General features: G+C 71.8%; 16 protein-coding genes. 12 read left to right on the top strand and 4 right to left on the bottom strand.

The features are described from left to right. From D7Y13_RS18065 to D7Y13_RS18055, 3 genes are all read left to right on the top strand, one after another. On the top strand, nucleotides 1-2763 hold a 2763-nt coding region (locus tag D7Y13_RS18065; protein WP_120630733.1), incomplete at its 5' end, for a CHAT domain-containing protein. Between the two features lie 79 nt (nucleotides 2764-2842). Continuing rightward, on the top strand, nucleotides 2843-3325 hold the full coding sequence (locus D7Y13_RS45745; protein WP_158620360.1) for a hypothetical protein: 483 nt from the start codon (nucleotides 2843-2845) through the stop codon (nucleotides 3323-3325). Nucleotides 3326-3642: 317 nt separating this feature from the next. After that, entirely contained in the window at nucleotides 3643-4605 is a 963-nt protein-coding gene (locus tag D7Y13_RS18055) for a hypothetical protein (RefSeq protein WP_120583485.1), read from the top strand. A 14-nt stretch (nucleotides 4606-4619) separates the two neighbouring features. On the opposite strand, the gene D7Y13_RS18050 is transcribed toward D7Y13_RS18055, so the two are convergent. Continuing rightward, entirely contained in the window at nucleotides 4620-5150 is a 531-nt protein-coding gene (locus D7Y13_RS18050; RefSeq protein WP_120535051.1) for an FHA domain-containing protein, read from the bottom strand. A 183-nt stretch (nucleotides 5151-5333) separates the two neighbouring features. Between D7Y13_RS18050 and greA the strand changes: the two genes are divergently transcribed. The 5 genes from greA (at nucleotide 5334) to thrC (ending at nucleotide 11548) form a co-directional block, all read left to right on the top strand. Beyond that, nucleotides 5334-5846: a transcription elongation factor GreA gene (greA, locus tag D7Y13_RS18045; RefSeq protein WP_120535053.1), complete on the top strand. Its 513-nt coding sequence runs from the start codon at nucleotides 5334-5336 to the stop codon at nucleotides 5844-5846. Between the two features lie 109 nt (nucleotides 5847-5955). Continuing rightward, nucleotides 5956-8874 carry an ATP-dependent DNA helicase RecG gene (gene recG / locus D7Y13_RS18040; RefSeq protein WP_120535050.1) on the top strand — a complete coding sequence of 973 codons (2919 nt, stop codon included), beginning with the start codon at nucleotides 5956-5958 and terminating at the stop codon, nucleotides 8872-8874. A gap of 89 nt (nucleotides 8875-8963) precedes the next feature. Continuing rightward, nucleotides 8964-9599, top strand: coding sequence for a protein-L-isoaspartate(D-aspartate) O-methyltransferase (locus tag D7Y13_RS18035; RefSeq protein ID WP_120535049.1), 636 nt, complete (start codon nucleotides 8964-8966; stop codon nucleotides 9597-9599). Between the two features lie 63 nt (nucleotides 9600-9662). Continuing rightward, nucleotides 9663-10226, top strand: a complete 564-nt coding sequence (locus tag D7Y13_RS18030) for a hypothetical protein (RefSeq protein ID WP_120583484.1) — start codon at nucleotides 9663-9665, stop codon at nucleotides 10224-10226. After that, a complete protein-coding gene (thrC, locus tag D7Y13_RS18025; protein ID WP_120535047.1) occupies nucleotides 10223-11548 on the top strand; it encodes a threonine synthase in 1326 nt (441 codons plus the stop codon). Before D7Y13_RS18030 ends, thrC begins: the two co-directional genes overlap by 4 nt. 45 nt (nucleotides 11549-11593) lie before the next feature. Here the strand turns inward: thrC and ribB are convergent, their stop codons facing one another. Next, the gene (gene ribB, locus D7Y13_RS18020) at nucleotides 11594-12721 is read right to left on the bottom strand and encodes a 3,4-dihydroxy-2-butanone-4-phosphate synthase (protein ID WP_120535046.1); all 1128 of its coding nucleotides are present in this window, start codon (nucleotides 12719-12721) and stop codon (nucleotides 11594-11596) included. 214 nt (nucleotides 12722-12935) lie between these two features. Here ribB and D7Y13_RS18015 point away from each other — a divergent pair, with 214 nt between their 5' ends. The 3 genes from D7Y13_RS18015 to D7Y13_RS18005 all read left to right on the top strand — a co-directional run bounded on the left by D7Y13_RS18015 (nucleotide 12936) and on the right by D7Y13_RS18005 (nucleotide 15861). After that, nucleotides 12936-13274, top strand: coding sequence for a hypothetical protein (locus D7Y13_RS18015; protein ID WP_233595517.1), 339 nt, complete (start codon nucleotides 12936-12938; stop codon nucleotides 13272-13274). Further along, a complete protein-coding gene (gene tmk, locus D7Y13_RS18010; protein ID WP_120583482.1) occupies nucleotides 13271-13936 on the top strand; it encodes a dTMP kinase in 666 nt (221 codons plus the stop codon). The genes D7Y13_RS18015 and tmk overlap by 4 nt, the downstream gene beginning before the upstream one ends. 371 nt (nucleotides 13937-14307) lie before the next feature. Next, complete coding sequence (locus D7Y13_RS18005; RefSeq protein WP_158620359.1) at nucleotides 14308-15861, top strand: hypothetical protein; 1554 nt, start codon at nucleotides 14308-14310, stop codon at nucleotides 15859-15861. 100 nt (nucleotides 15862-15961) lie between these two features. Here the strand turns inward: D7Y13_RS18005 and D7Y13_RS18000 are convergent, their stop codons facing one another. After that, entirely contained in the window at nucleotides 15962-17023 is a 1062-nt protein-coding gene (locus tag D7Y13_RS18000; RefSeq protein WP_120583480.1) for an AMP-binding protein, read from the bottom strand. Between the two features lie 138 nt (nucleotides 17024-17161). Between D7Y13_RS18000 and D7Y13_RS17995 the strand changes: the two genes are divergently transcribed. Continuing rightward, on the top strand, nucleotides 17162-17899 hold the full coding sequence (locus D7Y13_RS17995; protein ID WP_120535041.1) for a competence/damage-inducible protein A: 738 nt from the start codon (nucleotides 17162-17164) through the stop codon (nucleotides 17897-17899). Between the two features lie 21 nt (nucleotides 17900-17920). Here D7Y13_RS17995 and D7Y13_RS17990 read toward each other — a convergent pair. Then, nucleotides 17921-22878 (bottom strand): tetratricopeptide repeat protein (locus tag D7Y13_RS17990; protein ID WP_120630732.1); only part of this gene is annotated, 4958 nt, incomplete at its 5' end.

Below are 22878 nucleotides of genomic sequence, written 5' to 3'. Positions count from 1 at the left end.
CGTCCGCGCTTCCGTCCGGCGTGGGATCGCCGGCGCGTGGCGGGGTTCGCCGCCGCGTCCGCCGCCGTGGTGCTCGCCGTGCTGGCGGTGGTGCGTCCGTGGCGCGCGCCCGAAGCGCCCCGGGAGCTGCCCTTCGCGCTCGCGTCAGCGCGCCCCCTGGAGGGCCGTCCCAGCCACCCGGGCCTGGACGGCTACCGCGCCCTGGCCACGATGCGGGGCGGCGCGGCCGGGCGGCCGGAGCTGGACCTGGCGAAGCTGGCGGCGCTGGAGCAGCGCGGGGACCTGCACGGGATCGCGACGGCCTATCTGGTGTCCGGGGACTCCGAGCGCGCGGAGCGCATCCTGGAGGCACTGCCGCAGTCGCCCGCCGTCCAGGGAGACCGGGCGCTGGCGGCGCTGGACCTGGGCCAGCCGGAGCGCGCGCTGGGGCTGGTGGAGGCGGCGCTGGAGACCGCGCCGGAGGACCCGCGACTGCACTGGAACCGGGGGCTCGCGCTCCAGGCCGTCTCGCTGGAGCTGGCCGCCTCGGCGGAGTTCCAGCGGGTGGTGCAGGCCAAGGAGCCGGGGTGGAGCACGGAGGCGCAGGCGCGCGCGGACGGTCTGCGCCAGGGCGCGCTGGGGCGGCGCGACTCCTGGCAGGCGATGAACGCGGCCGGCATGGCGCTGGCGCTGGAGGGCACGCCGTATCCGGCCACGATGGCGCGGCGCAACCCGGACCTCGCGCGGCTGTACCTCTACCATGCGCTGCGCGCGGCGCCGTCCGCGGAGCGCGTGCGGGCGCTCCTGCCGCTGGCGACGGTGTTGGACGACGCCACCCGGACGAAGACGGCCACCGCCTATGTGGCGCGCGTGGCGGAGGCGGACTTCGCCCGGCGCGGCCCGCTGGCCCACACCTACCGCGCGGTGCTGGAGGGGACGGAGACGCTGGAGGGGGCGAAGGCGGACGTGTACCTCGCGAAGCTGCGGCGCTCCAACGAGCGCGACCTGCTGCTGGGCGCGCTGCTGTTGCTGCGGCAGGAGGATCAGCACGTGGAGGAGCTGGCCACGCTGGTGCGCCAGTCCGGTGAGCCCGCCTGGTACGAGGCGCCGCTCGCCCGGGGACGGGCCCAGGCCGCGCTGGCCCGGGGCGACACGGAGACGGCGGAGAAGTCCCTCACGGAGGGGCTGGCGTCGTGCCGGAGCGCGGGCTTCCAGTACCGCTGCGTGGACCTGCAGCAGCACCTGGCCGCGCTCTACAACCGCCTGGACCGGCGCAAGGAGGCCGAAGGGCTGGCCCGCTCCGCGCTGGAAGAGGCGTTCCGGACGGACAGCTGGTTCCAGGAAGAGGTGCTCCTGTCGGACCTGGTGACGAGCGCGCGGCTGAGCCACGCCCCGGCGCTGGCCCGCGCCTACCTGGACGAGTACGTCCAGCACGCGCCGGAGGACTGCGCGCGCCGGTCGGAGTACCACCACGCCCGGGCGCTGCTGGCGGTGGAGGACCTGGACGCGAAGGCCGCCCGGCGCGAGGTGCAGGACGCCATCGGCTGTGCCACCGCGCCCACGCTGCTGGAGATCGCGGTCGCGGGCGACCTGCTGCGGCTGGAGGGCGGCACGGTGCCAGGGCGCGAGCTGGACCGGGTGCGGGAGCGCATCCGCGTGCTGCGCGAGGACCCGTCCCTGTCGGCCGGCGACCGGCTGCTGTTGGACCACCTGGAGGGGCGCATCCTCATCGAGCGCGACCGCGAGGCGGGCCAGAAGCTCCTGCGCGGCGTCATCACCGGCTCCGCGCTGAAGCGCTCCTCGGACATCGAGGCGCGCAAGGCCTGGTCCCACAGCCACCACGTGCTGGTGATGGACGCGGGCCGCGCGAAGGAATGGGACCCGGCCGTGTCGCTGCTCGCGGAGGAGCTGGATCGCACCGCGCCCACGTCCTGCCTGCTGGCGCTGGCGGGCCAGGATGAGCGGCTGCTCTTCGTCGCCCGGGGGCCGGACGGCGCGTCAGAGGGGCTGTACCTCAACGCCCTGAAGCGGCCCCTGCGCGAAGAGGTGCCGGAGGTGCCCGAGCGCCTGCGCCAGGTGGTCGCCGCGTGCGAGTCGGTGCGCGTGCTCGCGGAGCCCATCCTCCAGGGGCGCCCCGGGCTGCTGCCGCCGGACCGGGCCTGGAGCTACCTGGCCCCCGGCGGTCACCGCATCGCCGCGCCGGCCGTGGCGCCCGCGACCAAGCGGCTCCTGGTGTCGGACGTGGAGCCGCCCGCGTCCCTGGGCCTGCCGCGCCTGATGCCGTGGAAGGGCGCGCCGGGGCCCAACGACGTGCACCTGCGGGGCCGCGCGGCGACGCCCGAGGCGGTGCTCGCGGAGATGGAGGACGCCACGGAGGTGGAGCTGCACACGCACGGCCTCTCCGGCACGGGCCTGTCCGACGCGGCCTTCCTGGCGCTGTCCCCGGACGCGGCCGGCCACTACGCGTTGACCGCGGAGGACCTGGAGGGTCACACGCTCAAGGGGACCCCCGTGGTGCTGCTGGCCGCGTGCGACGCGAATGTCGGCGCGTGGCGCTACCATGCGGTGTGGAGCCTGCCGTCCGCGCTCATCCAGGCGGGCGCGCGCGCGGTGGTGGCACCGTCCACGCAGGTGCCGGACGTGGAGGCCGGGGCCTTCTTCCAGGCACTGCTGGAGACCCTGCGTCGCGGCGTTCCTCCCGCGCAGGCGCTCCGGGACACGCGGGCCCGGTGGTTGCGGCAGGGCAGCGCGAAGTGGGTCCAGGATCTGGTCGCATTCGAATAGACTCCGCTTTCCGCGAATATCGATGGCCCTGCGCGTAAGGGATCCGGGAGGATTCATGCACCAGCGTTGGAAGTCCGCAGTGGGAGCGATGGCAGTGGGCGTGGTCGCGTTGACGGCGGCGAGCGCCGGGGCCGAGGACGTGAAGGCCTCGAGCAAGCCCGTGAAGCTGGCGCCGCGCACGACGACCACCGCCAGTCCGGCGGCGAAGAGCAGCGGCTTCGTGGACGTGGCGGTGGACGAGGGCGCCGCGGGCACGAAGCTGTACCGGTACGACCGGAGCAGCGGGACGCTCACGCTGGTGAAGCAGCTCAGCAAGGCGGAGGCGACCAGCTCCGTGTCCCGCTTCAAGGACTTCCAGACCGCGGAGCGTCAGGCCCCTGCGTCCAAGCAGGACCTGGTCATCGCCGTCGCCCCGGAGGGCAAGCCTCCCAAGGGCGGGCCTCCGGGCGGCCATGATCCGGACCCCATCGTCCAGGCGGACTTCGCCAAGATGTCCCGCGAGCTGGCGCGCCTCAAGCTGGACACGGCGAAGGTGAAGATCGGCACGCCGCAGATGCGTTAGGCCCGGTCGGCCTCCGTCGGGAAGTCTGGGGGCCGCGGCTCCGGGGTGGTGGCAGGTGTCCTCGCCCCGGAGGGCCGCGGCCTTCGTGTTTGTGGATGGACCCTGGCGCCCCCGTTCAGCCCGCGACGCGCGGAGTGTCCGCCCCGGGCCCGCGCCTGCATTCCCCGCACCTGCTTCACCTTGCCCCACGTACAACATGCTCACACTTTTCGTGCGTGAGGGGGCCAGGTTCGCCCGTTTGTCTTCGACGCCCTCCTTTCGTCCGAACGACCCGCGGGTGTCGTCCGGCAGGCCCGCGCAGCAGGGGAGGGTGGCACATGGGGAGCAATGAGAGCGGGCGTCGTCGTGGTGTCGCGGTGCGGGTGTCGTCGTGGAAGCTGATCCTCGTCCTTGCGGGAGGCGCTGTGGGGACGGGCTGTGGGCCCACCTCCCAGGAGCCCGCGCCGCCTGATCCGGTGGGCACCGTGAAGCAGGAGGCCTTGAGCTACAACAGCCTTTCGTACAACGGCCTGTCCTTCAACGGGCTGTCGTTCAATGGCCTGTCCTTCAACGGGCTGTCGTTCAATGGCTTGTCATCCGAGGCCTTCGCGTCGTGGTTCGACGAGGACCCGGTGCTGGCCGATGAGGTCATGCACTACGTCATCCGCTGCGCGGTCCCCGAAGGCGAGACGCGCACGTATGCCGACGGCCGGACGGAGGCGGTGCACATCTGGCCGGGACTGTTGGGACTGGCGCCGACGTGGGCCGCGGGCAAGCCGGCGACGGTGGCGGAGCAGCAGCTCATCTCCGCGTGCCTCGCGGCGCACGCCAACCCCTTCGGCGTGAGCGTGCCCATCTCCGTGCAGGGCCGCGACGGGACGGGCGGGACCATTCCCTCCACCCCCGCGGAGCTGGCGGAGTTCTCACGGCCGGAGTCGTGCTTCTTCGGCAACCTGTTCCTGGGCGAGGGCATCTACGCGGGCAGCCAGAACCCGCCGCTCACCGCGACCCAGAGCACCACGCGGGCGTGCGCGGTGGTGGACGGCTCCGGGATGCCACGCCAGACGTGCGCGCCGATGGTCTACGTGGGCGCGTGCTCGGCGTCATGCACGCCGGATGGCACGTCCGGCCTGTCCTTCCTGAGCTGCACGGTGGGCGGCATCACCTACCAGCCGCTCACCACGCGGGTGCGGGACGCGGACCTGGCGGTCTGCGGGGATGGCACCTGCCAGGTGACGGAGGCGTGTGGCGCGTCCACCACGTACGACGCGTGCGCGGCCGACTGCGGAGCGTGTCCCTGACGGGGCGCGCTGCTTCAGCCGGAGTGTGAGCCCAGCCCGGAGGCCGCGCCCGCGCGCAGCCTTTCGTGGAGCGCGTCGGTCAGCAGGTACCAGAACTGCACGTTGCCGAAGCTGAGGATGTCGCCGCCCCGGAGCGACACCTCGCGCTGCCCGATGGTGGTGGCATTGACGAAGGTGCCGTTGGTGGAGCCCAGGTCGCGCACGGTGCAGCGGTCTTCCGCGCGGCTCCACCGCAGCTCCGCGTGTTGCTTGGAGACGGAGGCGTCGTCCAGCACCAGCTCGCAGTCCATCCTCCGGCCGATGCGCAGCGCGTCCGAGTCCTTGAGGGTGGGCAGGGTGGCGACGAGCAGGTCGTCGAATTCGAAGAGCAGGGTGAGCATGCCCTGCTCGATGTCGCCCGGGTCCGCCATGCGGGTGGGGGCGAGCACGGCGGCGGACAGCTCCGCGGGGGGGCGCTGCACCAGGGCGAAGGGGCCCAGTTGATGCTGGAAGGTGCCCACCGGCAGGGCGGAGGCGAGCGCGCGCATTTCCTGGATGGACAACACGGCGGGCAGCCTAACGGGTCAGCCGACGGGCGCACAGCCGTTACCGGACGATGGGGGTACGGCTTTCGTTGACCCGCTTGTCACTCGTTCCCTACATTGGTCGTTTCCAGTCGGGGGCCGGGTTCCAGGAGGGAGCCCCGGCCCCGGGTTACTGGCAGCCAGGTGATGGAAGGAGCGGTGTCGATGAGCGGCGACAGCATCCCGATGACCCCCCACGGTTTGCGGAAGCTCAAGGAAGAGCTGAAGCACCTCCAGTCCGTGGAGCGCGGGAAGATTTCGCGTGAGATCGAGGTCGCGCGGGCGCACGGCGACCTGCGGGAGAACGCCGAGTACCACGCGGCCAAGGAGAAGCAGTCGCACATCGAGGGGCGCATCCTGACCCTCGGCGACTGGATTGCCCGTTCGGAGGTCATCGACCCGGCGAAGCTGGGGGGCGACAAGGTCATCTTCGGCGCCAGCGTGGAGCTGACGGACCCGGAGACGGACAAGTCCATCACCTACCGGCTGGTGGGGGAGACCGAGGCGGACCTGAAGAAGCGGTGGATCGCCGTCACCTCGCCGGTGGCGCGTGCGCTCATCGGCAAGAAGGTGGGCGACATCGCCACGGTGAACAGCCCGGGCGGCGTCCGGGAGCTGGAGGTCGTGAAGATCTTCTTCGAGGATCCGCAGGACGACGCCCTGCCTGGCGAGGGCTGATGCCCGGTCGTCCGGGTGCCTTCCGGGGGAGTGGGCATGGGCTCGCTCCCCCGGTTTCGTTTTCCGGGCGGAGTCAGGCCCGCTTCGTAGGATGGAGGCTGGAAATCGCGTGAACCACCCGCTCGCCAGCCTCGTTGGGCCCCTGAAATACGCCTGTCAGCGCGACTTCGCGCAGCTGGGCATCGTGAAGGACCTGCGCACCCTGATGGAGCGCACCCTGGCGGCCGCCAGCGGCGTGGACGCGCGGGCGCTCAATGAACTGCGGGCAGCCCTGCCGCACGTGGATCCCCCCACACCTCCGGAGCACCGCAAGGCGGCGCTGCGCCAGGTGCTGGGCGCGCTGAAGCTCAGTGGCGTGGCCCTGCCGGAGGAGCTGGAGCGGGTGGTCGTCACCGGGGAGATCAACGCCGTGGCGGCCGGCTTTCCCCGGGCGCCGGAGCGTGCGCATGTGATCGAGGGGGAGCTGGCCGCCGCGCTGCCCCATCGCAGGGTGACCCCGCCCCAGGGGATGGCGGCGACGGGCCGGAACACCGTGCCGGCCTGGCGCTCCCAGGAGCCGGTGGTCTCCGGACCGGCTCGCGCGATGGAGGGAGGCACGTCCAATCGTGCGGTGTCCGCTCCAGTTCGCACGGTGGACGGAGGCACTCCTGGCCGGGCGATGTCCGCACGCTCTGGCACGGCTGAATCGCCGCCCCGTGGCGCGCGTCCGGCGGGGCCCGCGACGACCCGGGGCGCGGCCTCCGGTCCTGGCGGTGCGCCCGCGCGCGAGCCGATGTCCCGGACGGGCGTCGGCGCCGACCCGCGCAAGGGGCTGCCCCCGGCGGAGGGTGCCGCTCCCGCGGAGAAGGCCAAGCGGAAGAAGAAGGCCAAGGCCGTGGGCGCGGAGGCTTCGCGCTCCGAAGCGAAGCTGCTGTCCATCGCGCCGCGCTCCGGCCCGCTGTCCGCGCCGCTCAAGACGCTGGGCAAGCGCCTGGGGCCGCGCCTCGTCGCCGTGCTGGACAAGAAGGGCCTGCGCCGCACGGGCGACATCCTGTTCCTGTTGCCACGCTGTTACGAGGACCGCCGTCGGCTGCGGACCATCGCGGAGCTGATCCCGGGCGAGCGCGGCGTGACGGTGGGCACGGTGAAGACCGCGGACTTCGTCCCGGGGCGCGGCGGCAAGCGCATGTTCCGCGCCGTCGTGGGAGACCGCTCCGGCAGCATCGCCGCGACGTATTTCAACGCGGGGCCGTGGCTCAAGAGCCGCTTCTCCGTGGGCAAGCAGCTGGTGCTGTCCGGGGAGGTGCGCGCCTCCATGAACGGCCGGGAGATGGCCCACCCGGAGCTGGAGCCCGCCGAGGACCTGGAGTCCACGACGTCCGTCCATTTCCACCGCATCGTCCCCATCTACCCGGGCTTCGAGCGCGGCGAGCAGCGCTCGTTCCGCGAGCTGGCCGCGCGCATCAGCGAACAGCACGCGCACCACCTGGAAGAGCCGCTGCCCGCGGACCTGCGCCGCCGCTACCACCTGATGGGGTTGCCGGACGCGCTGCGCTTCATCCACTTCCCGCCCGAGGACGCGGACCTGGAGGCGCTGGATGCGCACCAGAGCCCCGCGCACCGCCGGCTCGCGTTCGACGAGCTGTTCTTCCTCCAGCTCGGCATGGCGCTCAAGCGTCAGGACGTGAAGGCGGAGGAGGGCATCGCCTTCGACGTCGCCCCGGCGCGCCTGGACAAGGCCCGCGCGGCGCTGCCCTTCGAGCTCACCGGCGCGCAGGCGCGCGTGGTGGGGGACCTGGCCCGGGACATGGCGCGGCCGGAGCCGATGAGCCGGCTGGTGCAGGGCGACGTGGGCAGCGGCAAGACGGCGGTGGCGCTGGTGGCCGCGATGGTGGCGTTGCAGGACGGCTACCAGGTGGCGGTGATGGCCCCCACGGAGATCCTGGCGGAACAGCACGAGCGCACCTTCCGCCGCATCCTGGAGCCCCTGGGCTTCCGCGTGGGGCTGGTGAGCGCGGCGGGCACCGCGAAGCACAAGCGCACCGTGCGCGAGGGCGTGGCGAGCGGCGAGCTGCACCTCGCGGTGGGCACGCACGCGCTACTCGAAGGGGGCGTGTCCTTCCAGAAGCTGGGGCTCGTGGTCATCGACGAGCAGCACCGCTTCGGTGTGCTCCAGCGCCAGACGCTGATGGGCAAGGGCGTGATGCCGGACGTGCTGGTGATGACGGCCACGCCCATCCCGCGCACGCTCGCGATGACGCTGTACGGCGACCTGGACGTGTCCATCATCGACCAGCTCCCCCCGGGCCGCACGCCCATCACCACGCGCGTCTTCAACAACCAGTACCGCGCGCGCGTCTACGAGGCGGTGGCGGCGGAGCTGGCCAAGGGTCATCAGGCCTACGTCGTGTACCCGCTGGTGGAGGAGTCGGAGAAGCTGGACCTGGAGGACGCCACGCAGGGTGCGACGAAGTTGCAGGGGGTGTTTCCCACCGCGCGCGTGGGCCTGCTGCACGGGCGCATGAAGGCGGAGGAGAAGGACGCCGTCATGGAGGCCTTCCGCGAGAAGCAGATCCAACTGCTCGTGTGCACCACCGTGGTGGAGGTGGGCGTGGACGTGCCCAACGCCTCCGTCATGGTGGTGGAGTCCGCGGAGCGCTTCGGCCTGTCGCAGCTGCACCAGCTGCGCGGCCGGGTGGGCCGGGGCGCCGCGGCCAGCTTCTGCTTCCTCGTCGCGGGCGCCGCGCGCTCCTGGGAGTCCACCGAGCGGCTGGGCGTGATGGAGCGCAGCAGCGACGGCTTCGTCATCGCGGAGAAGGACCTGGAGATCCGCGGCCCTGGCGAGTTCCTGGGCACGCGGCAGAGCGGCCTGCCCGAATTGGCCGTGGCCAACCTGGTGCGCGACGGCGACCTGCTGTCGCTCGCGCAGGTGGAGGCGCGGCGGATCATGGACCACGATCCCAAGCTCCAGGAGCCGGAGCACCAGGGGTTGGTGAAGGCCCTGGAGGAGCGCTGGGAGGGCCGGCTGGCGCTCGCCCGGGTGGGGTAGGATCCAGGAGCCCAGGCCCCGTCCGTCGGGTTGTCTGGGACTGTCGGCGTGCTTACTTTTCCTCCGGAGCATGATGGGGGAAACGCGCGATGGGAGACTGGGGCCGAGCGGAGTATCTGGCGCGGCAGGGCATCCGGGACCGGCGGGTGCTCGCGGCGATCGCCAACCTGAGCCGTGCGGACTTCGTGCCTGCCCATGAACGGGATGTGGCCCACGAGGACATGCCCCTGCCCATCGGACATGGGCAGACCATCAGCCAGCCCTACGTGGTCGCGTTGATGACGGAGGCCCTGCGCCTGCGCGGCTGTGAGCGGGTGCTGGAGATCGGCACCGGCTCCGGCTACCAGACGGCGGTGCTGGCCCTGATGGCGCGGGAGGTCTTCACGGTGGAGATCCTCCCGGAGCTGGCCCGGCCTGCCCGGCGCCTGCTGCACCGGCTGGGCTTCACCAACGTCTTCTTCCGGGAGGGCGACGGTTCGCTCGGCTGGCCCGAGGGCGCGCCCTATGACGCCATCATCGCCACCGCCGCGCCCCGGGAGATTCCGCGCGCGCTCCTGCGACAGCTCAAGCGGGGGGGACGCATGGTCATCCCGGTGGGGGCCGTGGACGAAACGCAGGAGCTCTTGCGCATCCGTCGCGGTCAACCCGGGCTGTTGCCCAAGGTGGAGCGCTTGTTGCCGGTGCGCTTCGTGCCGATGACGGGCCAGGGGACGACCGCGAACTAGGCCCCTCCCTCATTTCCAGGGGTCGCGTTGCCGAGCGGGGAGGGGACCGATAACGTCCCGCCCATGATCATCTGCCCGGTCTGCGACCACGTGCAGTCGGAAGGCGAAGAGTGCGACGGCTGTGGCAAGCGCTTCCCTGGACTCGTGAGCACGGAAGCCCCTGTCGTGGTGCAGTTGGCGGAGCTGGAGCTGACGCACCACGCTGGAGGCCGCGCGGAGGTGGAGTCCGCGCCGATAGCGGATCTGGACCTGACGCGGTTGCGCTCGGGACCGGACCTGCCGGCCATGTCCGTGCCCGACCTGGAGCTGACGAGTTCGGGCGCCACGGGCGCGGTGTCCGTGGACCCGATGGCGGACCTGGACACGGGCCGCGCGCCGGATGACGGCGTCCGCACCGTCGCGCCGGTGGGGGCGGTGACGTGTCGCTACTGTCGCCACGTGCAGGCCGAAGGGCTGCTGTGTGACGGCTGCGGCATGCGCCTGCCCCGCGTGCGCGTGGCGGCGCCGGTGGCCGCGAAGGGCCGAGCGCGGGAGGGCGAGCGCGTTCCCTGTCCCTCCTGCCACACCCCCTCGTATCCGGGCCGCGCGTGCGTGGCGTGCGGCACGAAGGTGGAGGTGGAGGCGTGACCGCGCTGAAGGCGCACTACGCGTGCAGCGAGGGCTGCGGCTTCACCGCCTCGCTGTGGGACGTGGTCTACCGCTGCCCGAAGTGCGAAGGCCTGCTGGAGGTGGCGCACGACGAGGCCGCCCTGCGCGCCGTGCCGGCCGCGGAGTGGAAGCGCCGCTTCGAGTCGCGGTTCGCGACGTCCCGGCTGCCGGATGGCTCCGGCGTGTGGGGCAAGCGCGAGTGGGCCCTGCCCGAGCTGCCGGTGGAGGACATCGTGTCGCTGGGCGAGGGGCGCGTGCCGCTCAAGCCGATGCCCCGGATGGCGGCGGAGCTGGGGCTCTCCTCGCTCATGTTGAAGGAGTGCGGCGTCTCCCCGACGGGCAGCTTCAAGGACTGGGGGATGACCGTCCTGGTGTCGGCGGTGAAGCACCTGCGCTCGCGCGGGACGCCCATCCGCGCGGTGGCGTGCGCGTCCACCGGGGACACGTCCGCGGCGCTGTCCGCGTACGCGGCGGCGGCGGGCATCCCGGCGGTGGTGTTCCTGCCGAAGAACAAGGTGTCGCTCGCGCAGCTGGTGCAGCCCATCGCCAATGGAGCGCGGGTGCTGTCGCTGGACACGGACTTCGACGGCTGCATGAAGCTGGTGCAGGCGGTGACGGCGGACACGGGGCTGTACCTGGCGAACTCGATGAACTCGCTGCGCATCGAGGGCCAGAAGATGATCGCCGTGGAGCTGTGCCAGGACCTGGGCTGGGAGCCGCCGGACTGGATTGTCATCCCGGGCGGCAACCTGGGCAACGCGAGCGCGCTGGGCCGGGGCCTGGACCTGTTGCACACGCTGGGGCTCATCACCCGCCGGCCGCGCATCGCGGTGGCACAGGCGCAGCGGGCCAACCCCCTGCTGCGCTCCTTCCGGGGCGGCTTCCAGGAGCTGACGCCGATGCAGGCGGAAGCCACGCTCGCGTCCGCCATCCAGATTGGCAACCCGGTGTCCTACCGCCGCGCGGTGAAGATGCTGCGCGCCTTTGACGGCGTGGTGGAGGAGGCGACGGAGTCGGAGCTGGCGAACGCGGCGGCCCGGGCGGACCGCGAGGGCACCTTCACCTGTCCGCAGACGGGCGTGGCGCTGGCGGCGGTGGAGAAGCTGGTGGCCCAGGGCGTGATGGCGAAGGGGGCCAGCGTCGCGGTGGTGGCCACCGCGCACGGCCTGAAGTTCGCTGACTTCAAGGTGGGCTACCACCGGGGGACGCTGGCGGACGTGAAGGCCGCGCACGCGAACCCGCCGGTGGAGCTGCCCGCGGACCTGTCCGCGGTGCGCGCGGCCCTGAAGGACCTGGGCTGACGCGGGCCGTGCCCGGGGCTCCAGGCCCCGGGCGGGTGCTGGTGGCTACTCCACCGTGAGCGGGACGCGCGACTCGATGGTGAGGCCGAAACCGGCGAGGCCCCGGTAGGTCATGTCCGTGTTGGTCATCAGGCGCATGGCGCGGATGCCCAGGTCGGTGAGGATCTGGCAGCCCATGCCCACGTCGCGGGACTCGTGGGCGCTGCGGGTGGGGGGCGCGTTGCTGCCGTCGCCCGCGCGCTTGTGGTGGATGCCGAAGTCGTCGCCGTGCATGCCGGGCAGGTAGACGATGACGCCGGCGCCCGCCTTGGCGACCTGCTCCAGGGCGCGATCCAACAGCAGGTGGCACTTGCAGTCCGGAGAGCCGAACACGTCGCCCATGGCGCAGGCGCCGTGCAGGCGGACCAGGGGGGCGGGGTTGGCGTGCTCCGGGTCGCCCTTCACGAGCACCAGCGACTTGGCGCCGTCGGGCGTCCACGAATAGGTGAGGGCGGTGAACTCGCCATGGCGGGTGCGCACGACGTCCTGGCCGGGCTCGCGGCGCACGAGGCGGTCCTTGCGGCTGCGGTACTGGATGAGGTCCGCGATGGTGACGAGCGACAACTGGTGCTCGCGCGCGAAGAGCTTGAGGTCCGGCATGCGCTGCATGGTGCCGTCGTCCTTCACGAGCTCGCAGAGGATGCCGGAGGGCTGGAGGCCGGCGAGCCGGGCCAGGTCCACGGCGGCCTCGGTGTGGCCCGCGCGGCGCAGCACGCCGCCCTCGCGGTAGCGCAGGGGGAAGATGTGGCCGGGGCGCAGGAAGTCGTCCGCGGTGCTGTTCGGGTCCGCGAGGGCGCGGATCGTCTTGGTGCGGTCCGACGCGGAGACGCCGGTGGTGGTGCCGTGGCGGAAGTCCACGGAGACGGTGAACGCGGTGCGGTGGGACTCGGTGTTCTCCGCGACCATCTGGGGCAGGCGCAGCGCGTCCAGCCGTTCGGCGAGCATGGGCTGGCAGATGATACCGCTGGTGTGGCGGACCATGAAGGCGAGCTTCTCGGGCGTGGCCAGCTCGGCGGCCATGATGAGGTCGCCCTCGTTCTCGCGGTCCTCGTCGTCGGCGACGACGACGCACTTGCCAGCCTGGATGTCGCGGATGGCCTCCTCGATGGTGTTCAACTCGGAGTCTTGGCTCATGGCGGAGGTGCTCATCCTGCTGACGGCGTGGAGGGGCATGGTGCGGCGCATGTAACGCGAGGGGGATGGGGTGGCAAGCCATGCCCGGGGACCCGGCAGGCGTCCGTTCAATGGCAGGGATGAGTGGAAGCTGTGACGGGGTGTCCGGGTAGGTGTTTTGCGCCCGGCCGGCGACTCGACGGCCCGGCACGGGTGATGTAGGGTGCCCGGCTCCGTGAGCGCAGACCATCAGGAAAAGCGGGCCCGGTTCGACCAGCTGCAGGAAAGCCTGGCGACCCGGCAGAGCACGACGCACTTCACGCATGCGGGCGTTTCCGTCATCGCCTTCATGTTGATTTCGGGCGCGGCCGGGAAGCTGTTCTACGACTCGCTGCGCACGCCGTTCCTCGCCTGGGGCGCGTCGCTCCTGGCGCTGGGGCTCCTCGTGTACGGCTACGTGAGCTACCGCAAGGGTCGGGTGGTGCTGCAGGACGAGCTCCAGCGCTACGAGACGCTGCTCGCCCTGCGCCACGAGCTGCACCTGGACAACCCCGCCGCGCTGCTTCCCCGGTGAGCGCCCCGAAGAAGGCGTCGAAGGCGTCCCGCCCGGGACGGTTCATCGTCCTGGAGGGCCTGGACGGAGCGGGCACCACCACGCAGACGGAGCGGCTGGCCGCGGCCTTGCGCGCGGACGGGCACTCCGTGGTGACCACACGCGAGCCCTCCGACGGGCCCGTGGGCACGATGCTGCGCCAGGCCCTCACGGGGCGCCTGGGGCTGCCGCAGGGACGCGGGCCGCTGGCGCCGGAGACGCTGGCGCTGCTGTTCGCGGCGGACCGCACCGACCACCTGCACGCGCGGGTGTTGCCGGCGCTCGAGGAGGGCAAGGTCGTGCTGTGCGACCGGTACGTGCTGTCCTCGCTGGCGTACCAGGGCGCGAGCCTGCCCATGGAGTGGGTGGACACGGTGAACGCGCACGCGGTGTCGCCGGACCTGACGCTGTTCGTGGGCGTGGATCCGAAGGTCGCGGCGAAGCGCCGGGCCGTGCGCGGAGGCCCCGCGGAGCTGTTCGAGGCGGACGAGGCCCAGCGACGCATCGCGAAGCAGTACCTGAAGGCCATCACGCTTCGGGAGAAGCGCGAGCGCATCGTCCGCATCGACGGGGAGCTGTCCGTGGCGGCGGTGACGGATGCGTGCCTGATGGAAGTGCGGCGGGTGCTCGCGCGCAAGCGCTGAGTCCCGCTCGGGCCCAGGCTCGGAGTTCGGAGCTCGGTGAAACAAAGTATTACGTTTGTTTTTCGTGAGCCACGGGAGTGTTTTATCCGGGGACGCGGACCCACGGCGCTCGTGCCGGTCCGCGTCTTCTCTCCCGCACCCCGGCCTCCATGCACCCTTTCCGTATCCCTTCCCTTCGTGGTCGTTCCCTGTCGCCGCGCCTCCGGAGCCTGACGGCGCTTGCCCTGACTGTCGTCGCCCTGGGAACGGTCGGCTGTGATTCGGAGGAGCCTTCCAAGCCGCCACCGGTGACGCCGGCTCGCGATGCCGGCGTGGATGCGGGCCCGGGGGAGGGAACGGATTCGGGTGTCACGCAGGGGGATGGTGGCACCGTGGATCCGACCGATGCCGGCGTGGATGCCGGGGTCACGACCTCCTTCCGCATCTCGACGGTCCCCGAACTCACGGCGCGCTTCGATCCAAAGACAGCCACCTCGGTCCTCGTCGATGTTCTCCGCGAGCCCCCGTTCACCGCGGGCGTCTCCCTCTCCGTGGAGGGGCTGCCGCCCCACGTGCGCACGGTCCAGCCGCTGCCGGTCATCATTCCGGAGACGGAGAACTCGACGCCGCTGGGCTTCTACCCGGACGAGTTCGCCGCCTATGGCCGGTTCCCCCTCACGCTGGTGGGGCTGGGCGGAGGCGACCGCGTCGAGTTCCCCTTCACCCTGGACATCCAGCCCGGACGGGCCGCGCTGGACAGTGCCTTCGGAACGGGCGGGGTCGCGATGCCCGCGCTCGGCCTGACCTCGGTGCGCATCAACGCCGTGGCCGCGCAGTCGGATGGCAAGTGGGTCCTCGTGGGGTCCACCGGCTCCACCGGGTTGCGGGATGTGCTGGTGGCGCGACTGCTTCCGGATGGCTCGCCGGACACCTCGTTCGGCTCGCAGGGCGTCGTCGTCACGGACGTCTGCGCAGGGGATGACTACGTGGATGCCGTGACCGTGCTGTCGGATGGTCGCATCCTCGTCGCGGGAGGAGCCCTCGCCGGGACGAACACCTGCTCGGGGACGAAGTACCAGAGCGTGTTGCTGGCCCGGTACACCTCCACGGGGGCGCCGGACACCACGTTCGGGGGCACTGGCGTGCGCACCTTCCAGCTCTCCACGGGCAGCTCCACGCTGCACGCCGTGACGGTCGACACGAATGGCCGCATCGTCGGCGCGGGCACGGTCCAAAACGGCAACCTGGATCTGCTCGTCATCCGCCTGCTGCCCACCGGGGAACAGGACACCACCTTCAGCGGGGACGGTGTGGCTTCGGCGAACCCGGGCCAGGAGGATGATGGCCTGTGCGTCGTCGCCGAGTCCGACGGCAAGATCATGGTGGCGGGAACCACCAGCGGCAACTTCAACAAGGTGGCCCTGGAGCGCTTCAACGCCGACGGCACCCGGGACCGGAGCTTCAACTACTTCACGGACCTCCGCTCCGTGGAGATCACTCCGCGCACGCTGCACCGGTTGGCGGATGGGAGGTGGTTGTTGGGCGGTCGGGCCGTCTACTCCGACGGCAGCATGAAGGCCGCCCTGGCCCGGGTGACCGCGACCGGCAGCGAGGACACCTCCTTCAACGGCACCGGCTACACCTACTTCACGACGGCGTTCATCGGAGGCAAGGACGCGGTGGTGGGTACGGGGTTGTTGCCGGACGGAACCCTCGCGGTCGCCACCTGGAGCCAGGATGACAGCGGGGCTTCCGGACTGGGCGTCGTCCACGTGTCCGCGGATGGCGCGACCGTGCTCCGTTCGCACCGGACCGAGCTGCCCGGTGACGAGAAGCCCACCGCCGCCGTGCTGGATTCAGCGGGGTTCCTGCGCGTCGCTGGCACGCAGATTCCGGAGGGCCAGACCGAAGCCGTGCCCTTCGTCACCCGCTTCCATCCGTACTGACCAAGGCACCGCACCCCGGAGCGAGAAGTCTCCGGGGGGGCCACCCGCTGTCTTCGAGGACCGGGCACGCGCGAGCAGGTCCGTCGCGCGTGTCAGCGGCTCAGCCCCCCACCGCCTCCGAGGGGCGCGAAGGGGAATGCCGGTTGAAATCCTGCTGCGCGCGACGCGTGCCCGGAGCGCGCGAGGAGGACTTCGGCGCCGCGTCCTCTTCCCGCACCACGACCCGGAACCCGCGCATGAGCGCCCACAGCAGCTCCAGCATGGAGCTGCCACGGGCCAGGCGGGGAACGGCCAGCCAGGTGCCCACGGGCGCATTGCCCATCCGGGCGTCCATGTCCCCGAAGAACCGGGCCACTTCCGTGTGCGTCACCCGCACGCCCCGGAGGCTTCCGGTGGTCTCGCCCGCCGAGTAGAGGACGGAGGCGAGGTCCTCCGGCGTGGTGCCCGCGCGCGGGGGGCCGAGCACGCCCAGCTCGAACGCCTCCTCCGAATCCACGAAGACGGTGCGCACGCCTTCCGCCGTCAGGGCCGTGTCCCGGTGGGACTGGGTGACGAGCACCCGCGCCCCGGAGTCCGCCAGCAGCGAGGCCCGCTGCGCGCGCGGGGCATCCGCGTCCAGCGCGATGCAGACGCCGCCGGCCTTGAGGATGCCCAGCATCGCCACCACCATCCCGGCGCAGCGCTCCACGCTCAAGCCCACGCGCACCTCCGGCGCCACGCCCTGCTCGCGCAGGTGCCACGCCAGCGCGTCGCTGCGCGCATCCAGCTCCGCGTAGGTGAGCGTCTCGTCGTCGCCCGCCACGGCCACCGCGTCCGGCGTGCGGGCCGCCTGGGCGCGGAACTGCGCGGGAAGGCACCGGGCGTCATCCGGGGAGGGGGCCTCGGCCGGCTCGCTCCAGTCGACGTGCGTGGCCTCCGCCAGCTCATGGCACGGCATCAGGACCCGCTCGTCCTCCAAGCCCCCCTGCAACCGCGCCCCCAGCGCCTGGGCCCGGGCCTCCAGGTGCGTGAAGCTCCACTCCTCCGTGGGGCGCTCCGCGTCCCCTGTCTCCTGGAACCAGTAGAGCCGCGCGGCGCCCTGCTTTTCAGCGCGCGGGCAGAGGAGATCGACGAGGCTGGAAGTCAAGCCGTAGTTGTTCTCGCTGCCATCTGCTGAATTCATGGAAAATCACCTTAGCACGGAAAAGTCCTGATTGCTCGCGACCCTCCCATGCGGGGCTGACATTCCTCGTACCGGGGTGGGATGGACAGTCGCGCGCGGCCACCGTGGTGGGTCCGATGGGGTAGAGTCCGGCGCTCCATGGAGCGCACCGGCGCGGCGGCGATCATCATCGGCAACGAGGTCCTCACCGCGAAGGTGAAGGACGAGAACGGGCCCCACCTCATCCAGCGCCTGCGCGACCTGGGCATCCCGCTGCGCTCGGTGGAGACCATCCTGGACGACGTGGACGCCATCGTGGACGCGGTGGCGCGCGCCCGGCGGCGGGCCCGCTACGTCTTCACCAGCGGGGGCATTGGCCCCACCCACGACGACGTCACGGTGCGCGCGGTGGCGCTCGCGCTGGGACGCTCCGTGGTGCGCCTGCCGGAGATGGTCTCCGCGCTCCACGCCCGCGCGGGCAACACGCCGGTGACGCCGGAGGGCCTGCGGCTGGCGGATGCGCCCGAGGGCACGGTGCTGCTGGCCCAGCCGGGGATGTGGTTCCCGGTGCTGACCGTGGACGACATCTACTTGTTGCCGGGCGTCCCGCAGCTCTTCCGGCTGCAACTGGAGACGGTGCTGTCACGGCTGAGCGGCACGCCGGTGCACCTGGTCAGCCTGTTCTTCAACCTGGGCGAGAGCGCACTGGCGGGGGTGTTGGACCGCGTGGCGCTGGACATGCCCCACGTGGCCATCGGCTCGTATCCGGTGTTCGACGCGAGCCTGGACTACCGCGTGAAGGTGACGGTGGAGGCAGCGGAGCGGGCCCACGTGGATGACGCCGTGGGTCGCCTGCTCGGGGCACTCCCGACGGACGCGCTGGTCCGCCGGGAGTAGTCGGCACCACGTACCGCGGGCCTACAGCGACAGGCCCATCCGCTGACGCAGGCGGAAGAAGTCGTCGGTGAGCATCCACGAGAGCAGGGCGCGCAGGTCGGCGCGCTCGCGCACCGCCTGGAGGATGGGCTCGGAGCCTTCCTGGCGGTTCGTCGGGATGTTCGGATCCTCGCGCAGCACCATGGTGAGGCCCACGGACGGGTCCCCGCACACCAGCAGGCCCGCGCGGTCGGCGGAGAAGTTGAGCGCGTCCACCACGGTCGCCACGTCCAGCTTCGGCTGTTCGGCCAGCGTCTGCGCGGGGCCTTCCAGGGCCTTGAGCGCCTTGCGCGAGAACGCCTTCTTGAGCTGCTTCGTGGTGTCGTCGTTGCGGCGGCCCAGGCCGTTGAACTGCGGCGCGTGGATGCGGATGGCATTGCCGAACAGGTCGGATGTCTCGCCATCGGACAGCTTGGCGAGCACGGCCGTCTTGTTGAGCAGGCCCAGCACCGCCTTGCCAATGAGGAACTTCTGCTCGCGGGCATTGAAGCGGCGCACCACGTCCTGGCCCACGCAGAGGGACAGGGGCTCCGTGGTCTCCAACTGCATCAGGCCGCGGCGGGCCAGGTAGACCTCGAACTCCTCCACGCCGAAGTTCTGCGCCACCACGCGCACGGCCTTGAACACGGCCGAGTCCGGCTTGAGCTTGTCCGTCTTCGGGTTGACCCCGAGCATCTCGAACTGCGGCGGGTACACCTTGCTGAGCTGGTCGCCCACCGCGCGCAAGAGCTCCGTCATCTGCCCGCGAGCGGCCGGGTGCATCAGCACCGTGTCCACGTCCGTCTGGGTCAGCCCCTCGCGAGGCTCCTGCGGCTGGCGGGCGCGGCCCTCCGTGTAGAAGGACTGCTCCACCTCGTTGGTGGCGCGCATGAACGTGAGCACCGCCGAGATGGCGAACGCCTTGTCATGCTGCTTCTGCGCCTCCCACAGCTTGAACAGGGCATGCAGGCTGTCCACGCGGCCCGGGTCCTGGCGCAACAGCTGCCGGTGCTCCTCGATGGCCAGCGGGTAGCTGTTGGTGTCGCGGCCGTACAGCTCCGCCAGCGCGGCGCGAGCCTGGCTGTTCTGCGCATCCTGTTCCACGACCTGACGGTAGATGGCCGTCGCGCGAGCAGGCTCCGACAGGGGGCCCGCGTAGAGGCTCGCCACGCGAATGCGCAGGGACGCGGCGCGCTTGACGTCCGAGGACGCCGTGGCGGCCGCCTGGGCATCCAGCATCTGCGCCAGCTCCGGGAGGTTGCGGGCCCGCTCGTAGAGCGCCACCAGCCGGTCCACCAGCGCGGGCTCGCCCGGCGTCAGCTCCAGCGCCTTGCGGTACAGCGCGGTGGCGGAGGCGGCGTCGCCCAGGCCTTCGTCGTGGATGCGCGCCAGCTCCACCGTGAAGCGAGCGCGGGCGTCGGTGGGCAGGTCCTGATCCAGCAGTCGGCGCAGGCAGTCCACCGCGCCGCCGAAGTTGCGGCCCTGCGCGTACACCGTGGCCAGCCGCTCCAGCGCTTCGGGGTGGCGGGGCAGGGTGGCCAGCGCCGTCTGCAGGTGCGCGGCCGCGCGATTCAGGTCGTGCAGGTGCGTCTGGTAGAGGCCGCCCAGGGTCAGGTGGTGCTGCGCGAGCACGCGAGGGTCGCCGCCCTGCTGCACGCGCTGGCTGAGCATCGCGGCGGCCTCCGCGTACTGCTGCGCTTCCAGCAGGAGCAGGCCGCGCGTCTCCAGGGCATCGGGGAAGCCGGGCCGGGCGGCCAGGGCCTTCTCCAGCACCGCGAGCGCGCGGTTGCGGTCGCCCAGGGCCACGTTGTGCAGCCGGGCCGCGGTGACGTAGGCCGCCGCCGCTGCCTCCGCGTCACGCTGCGCGAGTCGGGCCTCGGCGCGCCGCTCGTGCAGGGCCGCGAGGTCGGAGGAACCGCCGCGCTGCGCGAGCAGCTCCTCCAGGCCGGTGGCCGCGCCCGGGTGCAGCGGGTCGCGCTCCAGCGCCAGCCGGTAGAGGGCCGCGCCGCCGTCCGGATCATTCAGCTTCTGGACCGCGAGCTTCGCGGCGGCGACGAACCCTTCGATGGCGCCCTTCGCGTCGCGGCTCGCCTTCGCCTCGGTCTCCAGCATGGTGCGGGCGGTGGCGAAGTCGGAGCGGCGCAGGGCCACGCGGCGAGCACCCTGGAGCGCGGGGAGGCACTGCGCCTGGAGTTCCAGCGCCTGCTGATACAGGGCGGCGGCCTGCTCCAGGTTGCCCGCCTTTCCTTCCGCCAGCTCGGCCGCGCGGAGCAGCAGCTCCAGGGCCTCGGTGGGGTCGGTCGTCACGGCGAGCCGCATGCCGTACATGCGCGACAGGCCTGCGGTGTCACCCGTCTGGCGCAGCACGCGCTCCAGGCCGAACGCGAGGCGCGCGTCGCTGGGGTCCTCGTCGAAGGCGCGCTGGTACACGTCCAGGGTGCGCTCGGTGGGAGGGCCCTTCTCCTGATCCGCCGCGGCCAGCAGGCGCAGGGCGCTGGACAGGCGCGGGTCCGTCACGCGGTCCGCGATGCGGCTGCGCAGCTCGGCGCGGCGGGGGCGGTCCGACACGCGGATTCGCTCCAGCAGGGTGAGGGCGGAGAAGTTGCCCGGCTCCAGGCCCAGCACGGACTCGCAGCACTGCGCCGCGCGCGAGGGCTCCTGGAAGCGGTCCAGGTACAGCCGCGCGAGCTTCAGGTACGCGGTGACCTTGGCGGACGGCGTCTGGCCCACCTGCGTCTCGCGGTCGAGGATGGCGACCAGCTCCTTCACATTGTCCTGCGTGACGTACAGGCGCTCCAGCGCGCGCAGAGTGGCGGCGTGGCCCGGCGTCAGGCGCAGCACTTCCTGGTAGCCGTCGATGGCCAGCTCCGGACGGGCGAGCTGGTCCTCCCAGATGGCGGCGGCCTGATAGAGCGCATTGGCGCGCTCCAGCGGGTCGGTGCGGTTGGCGGCGTCCGCGCGCAGCACCTCCACCAGGCTCTCCCACGCACCGTGGGCGCGGTGGATGCGGGCCAGGGCACGCAGCGCCGGGAAGTAGCTGGGCGCCAGCATCAGCGCCTCCTGGTACGAAGCGAGCGCTTCGTTCTCCTGCTTCAGGCGGTGCTCGTACAGCTCGCCAATCTTGTAGATGAGCGCGGCGGCCTGGTCGGTGGACGGAGACATCTCCGCCTCCGCCCGGTACATGTCGATGAGCTTCTCCCAGCGGGCGTCCTGCGCGTACAGCCGGCCCAGGGCCTTGAGCGCGGGGAGGTACGAGGGCGACAGCGCGAGCACGCGCTCATAGGCGCTGATGGCGCCCACGCGGTCCTTCAGGTGCTCATCGAGGATCTCGGCGTTGCGGTGCAGCAGCGACAGCACCTGCTTGGTGTCGCCGGCGAACGACGCCTCCAGGTCGTTGGTCTCCAGCAGCTCGCGGTAGCGCCCGGCGCGCTCGTAGAGGCGGGCCAGGTTGCGCAGCGTGGGCAGGTGGTCCGACGCGAGATCGAGGATGCGCTTCATGCACTCGATGGCGTGGTCCAGGTCCCCCAGGCGGTCCTCGTAGATGACCGCCATCTTGTTGAGTGTGGTGATGAGCTGGTCGCGGTCGTTGGTCTGGAGCAGGTCCTGCTCGAACATCGACACGAGCTCGGCGAAGCGGCCCTGGCGCTCGTAGAGGCGGGTGAGGGCCTTCTGCGCGGGGAGGTAGCCGGGCTGGAGCTGGAGGCACGCGTTGTAGCGCGCGATGGCGTCCTCCTGGCGGCTCAGGCGCTCTTCAAGGATCTCGGCCGCCTTGTACATGCGCGCGGCCTTGCCCTTGGCGTCCTCGGCGGCGGTGACCTCCGCGTCGAAGACGGCGACGAGGCCTTCCCAGTTCTGCATCCGGTAGGACAGCTTGCCCAGGCCCGCGAGCGCGGCGGCATGGCTGGGGATGCGGGCGAGGATGGCCTGGTAGCGGGCGGCGGCCTCCTGGTCGCGCTTGAGGTCGTCCTCGTACAGCGCGGCGAGGCGCAGGTTGATGGCGACCAGCTCGCTCTCGTCGTTGATGGAGCCCACCCACGCGAGCAGCACGTCGGCCAGCTCCTCGAAGCGTCCTTGGGTCTCGTAGATGCCGGCGAGCGCGGAGAGGACGAGCGGCTCGTGGGGGCTCACGCGGCGCGCGGCGAGCAGCGCGGACAGGGCATCGTCCTTGCGGCCCAGGCGGTCGTGGACCTTGGCGATGTGGAGGTAGGCGGGAGCGGCCTGCGAGCCCTGGCCCTCGGCCTCGGCGAGGAGGGCGGAGAGCAGCTCATCGGTGCGGCCCTCGCGCTCGGCGATGCGCTTGACGGCGGCCTGGAGCAGCGGGTCGGAGCGGTCGAGCGCGAACGCCTCGCGGAACACGACGGCGGCGGCGTCCTTGTTCTTGAGACGCTCCTCCAGGAGCATGCCCGCGGCGGTGAGGTAGTGGGCGCGCAGGGACGGCGGAACGACGGCGGCGGCGAGCAGCTGGTAGATCTCCACCAGCGCGGCGGCGTCATTGCGCGAGGCGTAGACGGACTCCAACTGCGTGAGCAGGGTGATGTCGGACGGCTTGCGGTCCAGGGCCTGGCGCAGGGCATCCGCGGCGTCGTTGTCGCGGGACAGACGCTCCTCGAGGATGGAGCCCTTCTCGAAGAGGAGGGAGGCCTGCTGGCGAGGGTCCTCGGAGGCGATGAGCTCCGCGTCAATGAGCTGGACGACCATCTGCCAGTTGCCCACGTCGGCGAAGAGGCGACGTGCGGCGCGGATGTTGGCGAGGAAGCGGGGCGCCAGCTTGTAGGCGTTCTGGAACGCGACGGCGGCGTTGCGAGGATTCTTGAGGGGCTCTTCCCAGAGCAGACCGACCTCATGGAAGAGGAGGGCGGCCGTCTGCGGCTCGGTGGTGGCGAGCGCCTTGGCCTCGCGCTCCATGGAAGCGATGCGCTCGCGGGCATCGTCCTCGGCGCTGGCGGTGGGGGCGGGGAGGG

It is taken from the genome of Corallococcus praedator, from assembly GCF_003612125.1.
GTDB classification, from domain to species: domain Bacteria; phylum Myxococcota; class Myxococcia; order Myxococcales; family Myxococcaceae; genus Corallococcus; species Corallococcus praedator.
Note: the sequence above shows the minus strand (reverse complement) of the source record. Positions and strands in the feature narration are given on the sequence as shown.

Coding starts and splice junctions, on each gene's coding strand:
- D7Y13_RS18030 (WP_120583484.1), top strand. CDS start 9,663: ATGATCATCTGCCCGGTCTGCGACCACGTGCAGTCGGAAGGCGAAGAG.
- ribB (WP_120535046.1), bottom strand. CDS start 12,721: ATGAGCCAAGACTCCGAGTTGAACACCATCGAGGAGGCCATCCGCGAC.
- D7Y13_RS18000 (WP_120583480.1), bottom strand. CDS start 17,023: ATGAATTCAGCAGATGGCAGCGAGAACAACTACGGCTTGACTTCCAGC.
- D7Y13_RS18055 (WP_120583485.1), top strand. CDS start 3,643: ATGGGGAGCAATGAGAGCGGGCGTCGTCGTGGTGTCGCGGTGCGGGTG.
- D7Y13_RS17995 (WP_120535041.1), top strand. CDS start 17,162: ATGGAGCGCACCGGCGCGGCGGCGATCATCATCGGCAACGAGGTCCTC.
- greA (WP_120535053.1), top strand. CDS start 5,334: ATGAGCGGCGACAGCATCCCGATGACCCCCCACGGTTTGCGGAAGCTC.
- D7Y13_RS18035 (WP_120535049.1), top strand. CDS start 8,964: ATGGGAGACTGGGGCCGAGCGGAGTATCTGGCGCGGCAGGGCATCCGG.